Origin of the sequence: Thermomonas sp. (assembly GCF_025993755.1) — a bacterium.
Taxonomy (GTDB): Bacteria; Pseudomonadota; Gammaproteobacteria; order Xanthomonadales; family Xanthomonadaceae; genus Thermomonas.
Map to the genome: position 1 here is coordinate 1 of NZ_JAMQHN010000187.1, position 1,859 is coordinate 1,859.

Here is a 1,859-nt window from a genome sequence, read left to right on the forward strand (position 1 = left end):
CCCGAGCGCCGCCGTAGCATGGGCCGATGAATTACCTCGCCCACGCGTGGCTGGCGCGCGACTCGGACGATGCCATCCTCGGGCAGCTGCTCGGGGACTTCGTGCACGGGTCGTCGGCGCTGCTGGATTGGCCGCTGCCGGTGCGCGTCGAGATCGAACGCCATCGCCGGATCGACCGCTATACCGACAACCATCCGGCGATGGTCGCGGCGCGCATGCGGTTCGGCGGGCTGCGCCGCTACGCCGGCATCGCGCTGGATGTGTACTTCGACCACCGTCTGGCGCGCGAGTGGTCGCGCTGGAACGGGCCGGACGCACCGCTGGCGGCGTTCAGCGGCAGCGGAACAGCGGGCGCGCACCCGTGACATAGTGGCGGGTCGTGGCATAACCGCTGCTGCGGCCAAAGCCGAGGCCGAAACCACGCTCGCTCTCCGCATTGGGCAGGAAGGTTTCGACCGCTTCGCGGATCCGGCGCTGGATCAGGGCACTGCGATTGCGGATGCGGGCTTGGGTCTGGGTGTTCATGACGTTCTCCGTTGTTGGTGTGGTAGTAATGTAATACACCAAAACAAGAAAACACCCTGCCGGAAGTCACGATCATGCGCATCGCATGCGAACAGTCAGAAATCATTCAGGGATCGAAACGGGCTTCGTCCCTGCGCGACGCAAGGGGTGCCCGGCCTTACGGGCCGTCGAGGTGACGCTCAGGCGTGCCCACCCGCCTGCGGCGTTTGCGCTTCCAGCGACTCCAGCTCGTGCGCCAACGCCTCGGGCGAATGCGTGTACTTTGCCAGCAGCGCATAGAACGCCGGCACCACGAACAGCGACAGCAGGGTCGAGAAGGACACACCGAACACGATCACTATCCCGATCGTGGCGCGACTGGCCGAGCCCGGGCCGCCGAAGACGACCAGCGGCAACGCGCCCATCACGGTGGCGATCGATGTCATCAGGATCGGTCGCAGGCGGATCGCCGATGCCTCGACGATGGCCTCGTGGATGCTGCGTCCGGCATCGCGCAGCTGGTTGGCGAACTCCACGATCAGGATGCCGTTCTTGGCCGCCAGGCCGACCAGCATCACGATGCCGATCTGGGAGAACAGGTTCATCGTGCCGCTCGTGATCCACAATCCGAGCAGCGCACCAAGCACGCCCAGCGGCACGGTCAGCATGATCACCAGCGGATGCAGGAAGCTCTCGAACTGCGCCGCCAGCGCCAGGTAGACGATCAGCAGCGCCAGCGCGAAAGTCACCAGCACTTCACTGCCCGACTGCTGCAGTTCGCGCGATTCGCCCTTCCAGCTGATCTGCGCATAGTCGGGCAGGCTTTCCCGCGCCGTCTGCTGCGCCCAGGCCACCGCCTCGCCCAGCGGGTAGCCTTGCGCCAGCCGCGCGCTCAGGGTGATCGAGCGCAGCCGGTTGAAGCGGTTGAGCGTGCCGGGTTCGGCGATCTCGTGCAGGCTGACGAGGTTGGACAGCGGCACCAGGCCATCGCGCCCGTGCACCTGCAGCGACTCCAGCGCGGCCACCGAATCGCGGCCGGCACGATCGGACTGCAGCATGACGTCGTACTCCTCGCCGTCATCGACGAAGGTGGTGGCGCGAACCCCGCCCATCATGGTCTGCAGCGCCTGCCCGATGTCGGACGCCGACACGCCGAGGTCGGCGGCGCGCTGGCGGTCGATCACCACGCGCATCTGCGGGCGGGTTTCCTTGTAGTCGGAATCCGGGCCGACGAAGCCGGGGTTGTCCGCCATCTTCGCCAGCATGATGTCGCGCCACTGCGCGAGCTCCTTGTAGTCCGGCCCGCCCAGCACCAGCTGGAACGGCTGGCCACGGGTGCGCACCAGACCGCCGCC

The 1,859-nt window shown here is 67.0% G+C and carries 3 protein-coding genes; 1 reads left to right on the forward strand and 2 read right to left on the reverse strand.

Going from position 1 to position 1,859, the window contains the following annotated elements; all coding sequences use genetic code 11:
• Positions 1-26: 26 nt before the first annotated feature.
• On the forward strand, positions 27-365 hold the full coding sequence (locus Q0X16_RS13000) for a hypothetical protein (protein WP_297835229.1): 339 nt from the start codon (positions 27-29) through the stop codon (positions 363-365).
• Here the strand turns inward: Q0X16_RS13000 and Q0X16_RS13005 are convergent.
• Positions 331-525: a hypothetical protein gene (locus Q0X16_RS13005; RefSeq protein ID WP_297832703.1), complete on the reverse strand. Its 195-nt coding sequence runs from the start codon at positions 523-525 to the stop codon at positions 331-333. The two genes, Q0X16_RS13000 and Q0X16_RS13005, sit on opposite strands and share 35 nt — an antisense overlap.
• A gap of 179 nt (positions 526-704) precedes the next feature.
• On the reverse strand, positions 705-1,859 hold a 1,155-nt coding region (locus Q0X16_RS13010; protein WP_297835232.1), incomplete at its 5' end, for an efflux RND transporter permease subunit.

What these genes read in the sequence shown, in the direction of transcription:
- Q0X16_RS13000 (WP_297835229.1), top strand. Translation starts at nt 27, where the DNA reads ATGAATTACCTCGCCCACGCGTGGCTGGCGCGCGACTCGGACGATGCC.
- Q0X16_RS13005 (WP_297832703.1), bottom strand. Translation starts at nt 525, where the DNA reads ATGAACACCCAGACCCAAGCCCGCATCCGCAATCGCAGTGCCCTGATC.